This window comes from Candidatus Poriferisocius sp., from assembly GCF_965214065.1.
GTDB lineage: Bacteria > Actinomycetota > Acidimicrobiia > Acidimicrobiales > Bin134 > Poriferisocius.
In genome coordinates this window covers 1-9,134 of record NZ_CBDCAT010000003.1, presented here as the reverse complement: position 1 = coordinate 9,134, position 9,134 = coordinate 1, and the positions used below count along the sequence as shown (strand labels likewise).

Sequence of the window (9,134 nt, the reverse complement as noted above, 5' to 3'; positions counted from 1 at the left end):
ATGCATATACTAATTGTCTAGAAACCGTTTCCGCAGAACACTGATGAACCAAGTTATCCGTGGACCGCCTCCGTAAAAGGAAGGTGCCGGCAGTGTTCTTACCAGTTACCAAATAATCAGCATCGTGCCCACCCGGGAAACGGGTTACTCCTATTACCCCCGCGCCGTGCCGAGTTGCGCAGAGCCGCATGGAACATTGGCCTGACATGATTTAATTTAACTTTGGATCCGGTTTGGGTGGGCCGCAAAGTAAAAACGTGCAGCTATCTCACCAGAAGAGCGCCCACTTCAAAGCCGGCCGCAAAAATAGCATGGCGAATATGCAGAGGAGGCCGCCGCGCGCCCGGTGGACAGGTGACACGTCTTAGTGTAAACGTCGCGCCAAAAACCACGTGCGGCCGCAAAAACGGCGCGTCCGAGTGGCGCGCCGGTAAAAAGCGCGCGCGGCCGCCCTGTCGCGTGACGTGACAAGGTCGCGCTGGGTCAGCGGCGGGTCGGCGCGTGACGGGCGGCCGTCACGGCGCGTCACGAGGTGACACCTCCGCCGCGCCGGCCGCGTCAGGCGACCACACCCTAGAGACGATCCGACCCGGCCCTCAGGGGGTCAGCCCTGCACCGTTCCAATCCCTACACGGTCACACAGATGTGCTCCAGCTCACTGCGACTAGTCACGTGTACACTGCTCCGACCGTGCACAAAATCCTCCGCCCGAACCACTATACAAGCCGAACACGCTGTTCAGAAGGAGCTTGGCGTCTTCTCGGATCAGGGAATCCTCAGCGTATTTTCGGTGCCGGAGCGAATGTGCTGTGACTGCAGGACTGAGTCCGTTTCGGTCCCACTGGAGCTCGCGCCTCGCCTCACGTTGCGCCACTGCCTGATCTGCACGCCGTGTCAGACCCCGTGTCAGCCCAGCTCCCAGCCGGCTCCCGGTGTGTCGACATTTCGTCCGTCCGTATCGCGCCACATCTGGTACAACACCCGTTCGGGAGAAATAACCTCGTTACATGAACAGAAAATTACGTAAGTTTTTAACTGGAAAATTCGATTCGTGAAACAAACGGAAATTTTGACTCGTGTAACTCATGCAAACGGCTGGTTCCCAGCCGTTTGCATGAGTATCCAAACTTCCGTTTGTTTCACGTATCGATTTTTTTCCGTTCAAAACGTACGTATTTTTCTGCTCATGTAACCAGGGTAAAAGAGAGAACACGCCGCGTGGCGGCCGCATCTGGGCCGCCGCGCCGCGGGACGCCCCTTAAAGTCGGCTGAGCCGCGGTCATCGGCTGAGATGCCGCCTCTAACGACGGAGGCACGACGGTCGGCCGGCGCTGCGGCGGCCGGTCGTGGCCGCCGCAGGAGCCGAGAGATGAGTGGCGCCGACCCGATCCGGCCGCCCCGGGCAGCCACGACCGAAGAAAGTCACTAATTGGCACGGTAAAACATGCAACGGCATTTCTCGGAGATGTCGGAGTGGTGATGTGCGGAGAAGTTTGAGATGTTCCCAGAACAGCCGCTTGGCGGCGAGGAATTCATGCAGAGAAAAATGACAGTGAATGTTTTGTGCTGCCGAAAATGTGATTGCAGAGCTTAGATGTTTCTTTTTCAACAATGGTGGGCATCTGGCCTGTTCGTAGACCCCTTGAATTGAAATGGTGCAGCCCATTTCAATTTTGTATAGTAGGTACACCACGCATATTTGAGTGCGGCATGCCTACTCTATGGTGTACCTATTTTCTCGCCCGTGGGCTATGTCTGTTGCTGTCACGCCGCCGCGCCTGCTGCAGTTTACAGTACACAGTACACATAGCACGACTCACAGACCCTCACAGTGCCGCATTCATATACCGACTTCAAAGAGTCGCGCCGCCGCTCTGCCGCGCAGGTGACCGTCTCAGCTCGGCCACTCCTAGTTAGGCCGGTCTTCTATCGGTCCGATGGCCGCCCGATGGCCGTACGATGGATGTACGATGGCCGTCCGATGGCGGCACGATGGCAGTCCGATGGCAGGAGGTCCAACATAGCCCCTGCCGTGGTCCGATTGTGGACCAATGTCGGTTTGCTGGCGTTCCAGTGGCTGTCCTATATCGGTCCCGTGGCGATCCGATGGCTCCGATTTCGCCGACTACAAGCCTCCGTTGTCGTACTGGCTGAGGCTGTCGTGTCCGGACGTTACTGAGCTATCCTCGAGCGGACGCGCGTCGGCAGCCGGCCTGACAGCCCCGCTGACGGCTCCGATATTCGATGTCTTGTAATTTTGCATATATTTTTATCAAAACGTCCCCCGGAGCAGGTGATCGTCTGGATATTTACAGCAGCGCATTTTCCGCGTTGGCACGGCGCTCGTAGAGATCGGTTTTTGGCTGGGTCCTGGTTAGTGATCCGCGCGCAACGTGGCTGCACTGGCACTTGGCAGCACCAACCACAGCGCGACATCACCCAGCGGGATCATTTCGCGTCACCACTGCGGGATGTGGAACCGCGGTCAACAGCCCAACACGGTCATTACCGCGCAGTGACATACGACCGGGTGACAGCATTACTGGAAAGGGGACGTCATGTAGCTCATGATTTCGACAGCAGGTGGAGCTGTGGCAGGGTTATCGGAAGCTGCGGCGGGGGCTCCAAGGGCGGTCTATGGGAGCTCAGCTAGGGGCTCTGCGGGTTCGCCGCCGTACGGTGGCGCCTGAACCACGTTACCACCGGACTGTGATAATCTACAGGACGCGTTTACCGCTAACCGCCGCCGCCACCGCGGGAGCCGCCGCCGGGAAGCGACCGGGAAGTGGCCGGACAGTAATCTAAATCAGATTGCTTGGGCGACGTCCTCGGTCTGCGGCAGCCTTCGAGGAAGCCGGCTCAGCGGCGGCGGCGAGGTTCCTGGAGAGGCTGACAGCGGTCAACGGGACGACCAGGTGCCCCCGGAGTCCGCCACCGTCCGCCGCCTGTCGCCCAGAGCCTGTCGCCCAGAGCCCGCCGCCCAGAGACCAGAGTCCAGAGACCAGAGCTAGTCACTGGAGCTCAGTCTGCCGCCTGCCGCCGTCACCAATGCAAGATGTGCACTGTCACCGCGGCCAATGGCATAGTAATGAAGCCAGACACCGGCCGACGCGCGCCTGATGGAGTGGGTTTTGGCGCGGCCGGGGCTGTTCCGCACACCGTCCCGGACCAGGAGGGAGGGGGGAGGGGTTATCAATATCAACGTGACGCGGCCGTGACACCGACTCGGAACGCCACGTGACGCCGCGAGGGGCCTCGCGCGGGACGGCGTCCGGCGCTAATGGCTTCAAACGCCGGCCGCCAATTCTGCATATCATTCATATTCATAGAGACGAGGCGCCGCGCCTCGCCGGGCGGCCGCGCCGAGCGGCGTTTTTACGCGGCGAGCACGCGCAAAAACGCGCGGAAAATGCGCGCCGCCGACGGTGTGTCCAATGTCGCCTGTCCACTGACGAGAGGGCCGCGCGCCGCCGCTGGGAGGTGGGATGAAGGTGGACGGACGGTGGACGGCCGGTGGACGGACGGTGGACGGCCGGTGGACGGACGGTGGACGGCTGGTGGACGGACGGTGGACGGCCGGTGGACGGACGGTGGACAGCCGGTGGACAGCCGGTGGACGGCCGGTGGACGGCCGGTGGACGGATGCAGTGAACGGGACAAGCGGTAGACGTGCGGCTGGCCTCTAATCGGTGAACGGTCAACTGAAGAGCGGCATTAGTTGAGAAACTCGGCAGTTAGTCAGCGCAGTCGTGATCATCCTAATCGGTGGGCGGATCGACGTGATGTTCAATGACGTCACGGCTGCTGGAAATATGACAGCTCTCTGCAGATCGGCCGTCGCTCGGGCGATCTGAAACCGTGGATATGCGAACGTGAGCACTGAGCGGTCACCTCCGTAATCGGTTCTGTTAATTGCATCCCAGGCTCGCCGCGCAAGTAAGGAAATATTGAAGCTACAAGACGCCGCTATACGCAGGTCGGGTCATCCTAGTTATGAGGCAATCATGTCCGTGACCTGCTCGTGCGTTGTAACGCACTCGTGCACCCCCGATCGGTTGGTAATTACCTTGTGATGCTTATCTCGACGTGGCTGAGAATGGCTATTTTGCGAATTGATGATTTGTGAGTGTCTTCAGACTAAGTGACCATGATGACACACTCATGGTGGTGCTGCAGCTGGCCGCCTGAAAGAAAACACGACAAATCATAAAAGACGGGCGCAAATCATTAAGACTTGACGATTCTTAAGCCCGCTACTTACTGGCAGTGGCGCACACAGGATTTTCGTAAGGGGGGGGGGGGGGCATGACCTCAGAGGGGGCCCCTCCATTTCAGAAGGGGCCCAACCTAACCTATACCCAAAACTTGAAAACTCAACGGATTTCGGTCACTTTATTTCCCAGGGGGCCCATTTTAGGAAAAAAATAAATAAAAAATAAAAATAAAACGGATTCAAAAGAGAGAGGGTCGCTAATGACGAAGACGGGCTTTCGGGCCTGCAGGGACACAGTGACGGAGGCGGGCCTTCGGCCCGCCTCCGTCACTGGGGCCCCGCATTTCGTATGGGGGGGGGGGGCACGGGCCCGTGTGCCCCCCCCCCCCTTGTGTGCGCCTCTGCTTACTGGCCATCAGATGATTGCTTGTTCGTTCAAGCTAACTATGTTTTGGACACAGGACAGAGTTTTAATGGAGTTCAGAAAGATTCATGACAGCTCAAGAGATTAAATTAATAATTCTTTGGTCATGACATTAATCTCAACTTTACCGCCAGGATTCAGAAACTATATTCGCTCAACTACGATAGATTTAGTACTGGTCGCTCTCCCGTGAGGTCCGGAATACACTCCCCCAGTCAAAACACTTTTTCATCCAGACGAATAAGCTGAAATGAAAACACAAACCTGCACAGCGTCTCATTCGCTTACTGCTGGTATTTTCCCAGTTTGTGGAAAACCGCGATATCAAATAAACTGTTGTTGACTCTCGGGGGAGCCGCTGATTTCGGTACGAGTTGGACTCACTTGACGGCCACTTAAAGCAGCGAGACTGCGGGGATCGCGTTCAACAGACACCTCCCGTGTAAAAGGATTGAGGGAGAACTTGTCAAAAGCGTCAGCGGCCGGGCGGGGCCATCAGGCGGATTGCATTACCATGTGGCGCGGCCGGCGAGACGCCGCCGCCGCTAACTCGATTGGAGCCAGTGGCCAGCAGCGGCGGACTGATTGGAGTTAGCCGCTCGACTGCCCCGTCCACCGGCCCACAGCTCGGCTGCCCTCTGCCAGGCTCAGGGTAGAAACTCTGCCGCTGTCGTCCTCTTGACGTCGCTCTGACCGAGAAACCGCAGCTCCGTGAGCTCGAAGGACGTGTGTACCGCCGATGTCTGGCGAAATCTCTCCGACTGTCCGTCCCAACTGACACCTGATGCTCGGCTGACAGATCTATCAGGATATTTGAAGGCGTTCATAATGAACCTCTCCCTTCTTCGTGTCCGACCCAGTCCTTATTTCCCATTGGCGTTTGACCGGTAGGCATAAGACTCACCAAATCCTTCGTATTCTCCAGTCATTGCGTGTGCACGCAGCGTCCATTGGGCTCACATGTTAACCTTCCCGAGCTCTCAGGACTCGAATGGCTCAGCGAGGTTATCCAGACGTGAATGGAGGTCATCTGGACTCCTCTGGAGAGTCCGCTGGAGTTCAGCGAAGTTCAGCGGAGCGCTTCAAATCCGGGCTGTGCCGGTGCGGAGCCCGGATTTGACGTCGGACCGCTGAGCGCGGCTCGCGGCCCGTCCCAGCTCTCAAACAGAAGCCGGACACCGGTGACAACAGGCGGCTTTTGCGCCCGATTACTTGCATAATTTCAGGGTGTTTGCACACGGTTGCATGCAGAGACCGGTTGGCACAGCGGCCGACAAACAGGACAGAACGGGACGGGACGGGTCAGGATGGGATGAGACAGGCACGGGCCACGGATACAGGTACGGGATACAGGGTACGGGGTGCGGGGTTACGGGGTGAGGGGTACGGGGTACGGGGTCGAATAGAAACAGATGTACGAGTGGAGACGGGGTCGAGTGGGTTGACCGCGACGCAACTCATCTGCCGGCGTCAGCTGCTGCTACTCAGCGCTCGCGTCGGTTGAGCCTCCTCGCCACACACACAGGTCCAGAGCCCGGTGACCGTGTGCGTGCAGCGTGTCTGATGGTACAGCGAAGCCGTCGAGCGAGTGCAGCGGCCGCACGCGGGGATGAGCCAGCATTAGACCAGGACAGCGGGGTCAGACGGGAGCGCTGGGGCCCAGTTAAACTGGAATGTGATGGACGTGTGCGGCAGGATCACTGGGAACGGCCTCGGATTTTGTCGCGACAGGAGAGAATGTGCGGTGGTTTGCTGGCATGTCGTCTGTATAGCTATCTCTGGTACCGATATTTTTAAAAGTATGTCCGTAGTTATTGTGCTTCATGAATGAAAACGAACAAATAAGATTTTAATTCGTTCAATATTTTGTCTTTCAGTGTCCATCGCAGTGCGTGTTATATAGACAATTAGTGTGATACCGTTCATCTTCTGATTGCGGCATAGCATATACTCGAGGCGTGTGTTCTACGGCACAGTATAGCTCCAGACGCGTGTACTACGGCACAGTATGGCTCCAGACATGTGTACTGCGGAACAGTACAGCTCCAGGCGCGTGTACTACGGCACAGTATGGCTCCAGACGCGTGTACTGCGGCACAGTATAGCTCCAAGCGCGTGTACTACGGCACAGTACAGCTCCAGGCGCGTGTACTGCGGCACAGTATGGCTCCAGACGCGTGTACTGCGGCACAGTATAGCTCCAAGCGCGTGTACTACGGCACAGTACAGCTCCAGGCGCGTGTACTACGGCACAGTATGGCTCCAGACGCGTTTACTACGGCACAGTATAGATCCAGACGCGTGTACTGCGGCACAGTACAGCTCCAGGCGCGTGTACTACGGCACAGTATGGCTCCAGACGCGTGTACTGCGGCACAGTATAGCTCCAAGCGCATGTACTGCGGCACAGTATAGCTCCAGACGCGTGTACTGCGTCACAGTATAGCTCCAGGCGCGTGTACTGAGGCACAGTATAGCTCTAGACGCGGGTACTGCGGCACAGTAGGTATAGCTCCAGGCGCGTTCACTGTAGATTGTGGAACAGTATAGCTCCAGGCTCGTGAACTGTGGTACAGCATAGTTCCAGGCGCGTATACTGTAGGTATTGTGGGACAGTATAGCTTCAGGCGCGTGTCCTGCGGCACAGGCGCGTGACAATACCTACACGCTCCAAGCGCGCGTAGGTATTGCAGGACAGTATAGCTTCAGGCGCGTGTCCTGCGGCACAGTATAACTCCAGGGGCGTGTAGGTATTGTCGGACAGTATAGCTTCAGGCGCGTGTCCTGCGGCACAGTATAACTCCAGGGGCGTGTAGGTATTGTCGGACAGTATAGCTTCAGGCGCGTGTCCTGCGGCACAGTATAACTCCAGGGGCGTGTAGGTATTGTCGGACAGTATAGCTTCAGGCGCGTGTCCTGCGGCACAGTATAACTCCAGGAGCGTATAGGTATTGCGGAACAGTATAACCCCAGACAGTATAACGCCATGTCCTGCGCCACAGTATAGCTCCAGGCGTGTGTACTGCGGGACGGTATTTTGAACGCGGCATTTTGCGCTATTTATGCGAAGGTCTAAATGATTGGAAGGTGGGCGAACGTGTTCTTTTTTGTTTTGCAGCTGAAGCTTTGGCTGTTATTGTACGCGCAGTGAGACTGAGGTCAGTAGCGGCAGATGACTTCAGTAGCGTCAGCGTGGCTCCGGACACAGAGCGTGTATGTTATGATGTCTCGACCGAAGCGGACTGAGACGGTCAAGTCAGCACGAGCCGAGAGAGCTGCAGGAAGGCGGCAGGCGGGCGGGGACGGCTCTCGGGAGGAGCGCCGTGTCTGCACAGTCGCGCTGCAAGCTGACACGAACGGCAAACACACAAACACGGAGCGACAGCGCGGGGACAGCGCGGCCGTCGGTCAAGGAGCGGCGCCGGCAGAGCGGCGGAGGAGAGGAGAGAGCGGCGGGGGAGGAAGGAGTGGCCGGCCGGTGCCGGTCATGCCGTGTCACCTCGGCACTGTCACCGCGCCGTGCCGCGAATTTCAACTGGCCTCGCGGCCGGCTCCGGCCTCAGCCGGCCCCTCTCCCATTGTGTGGACGTCTGTCAGTGAGGGCGGAGGCGACGTCACTCCAGCGACGCCACCATGAGCTGTGATGACGCCGGTCGGCCGTCGTCACCGCGATGTCACAGCGTCACCTCTGCCGTCTTCTCGCCGTCGTTTTTCTGGCCCAGCCGCCAATGCCGGTCGCACTTAGGGAGTTATCGTGTTTTTGCTTGGCGGCGAAGCGGCGCGGTGACGCCGTCGACATCATTTTCTGACGCTACTCGCGCCGGTGACGACCCGTCACGACCCGCCACCGTCGTCACGGTCGTCATCCGGCCTGTGAAGGAGTGACGCCCTGTGACGGCGGCGGCGCCACATCGCATCAGTAACGACCCGGCTGCACCTTCTGATCGCAGATCCTCAGACGCGCAGTGGATGATGACTCGCGGCGGCGGATGGGGTGACTCGCGAGTCGCTGAGGCGGGCGGCGGGGTCGAAGGCGGTGGCGGGTGGCGTCGGGGGCGGACAGTGGCGGCCGGTGGGAGGCAGGTGGCGGCCCGGTGTCGTGTCGAATTAGGGCGGACGTCTCCGGCGGCAGCAGGCGGAGTGCTGCTCACGTCCGAACGTCACGTCTGCCGTGCCGCCGCTGCGGCGGGGACCAGGTGTGGCCGCTGAGCGGCGAGCGGATGGCGGACATGTGTCCAGAATGGAGCCTCACGGACGGCCAGATGCCAAGACGGAGCCTCACGGATGGGCAGATGTCAAGACTGGAGCCTCACGGACGGACAGATGTCAAGACTGGAGTCTCACGGACGGCCAGATGCCAAGATGAAGACTCACGTCAGCGCGTCCTGGCGCCTTGGAACTCTGCCTCTCACACCCACCTAATCTACTCATGCCACCCATGATATAGATACGGAGTGACAGTTCCCCCTGGATGCATTTCACCAGGTCAGCGATGGT

Annotated in this window: 1 protein-coding gene and 1 pseudogene; one reads left to right on the top strand and one right to left on the bottom strand. The window is 58.6% G+C overall.

Translation table 11 applies throughout. The annotated features are described in order from the left end of the window. Positions 1-860: 860 nt before the first annotated feature. Positions 861-965: pseudogene (locus ACOOGG_RS00225) on the bottom strand (hypothetical protein); the annotation flags it as partial. Positions 966-3,485: 2,520 nt separating this feature from the next. On the opposite strand from ACOOGG_RS00225, the gene ACOOGG_RS00220 reads away from it, so the two are divergent. Beyond that, positions 3,486-3,686: a hypothetical protein gene (locus tag ACOOGG_RS00220; RefSeq protein WP_420431081.1), complete on the top strand. Its 201-nt coding sequence runs from the start codon at positions 3,486-3,488 to the stop codon at positions 3,684-3,686. Positions 3,687-9,134: the final 5,448 nt, after the last annotated feature.

What these genes read in the sequence shown, in the direction of transcription:
- ACOOGG_RS00220 (WP_420431081.1), top strand. Translation starts at nt 3,486, where the DNA reads ATGAAGGTGGACGGACGGTGGACGGCCGGTGGACGGACGGTGGACGGC.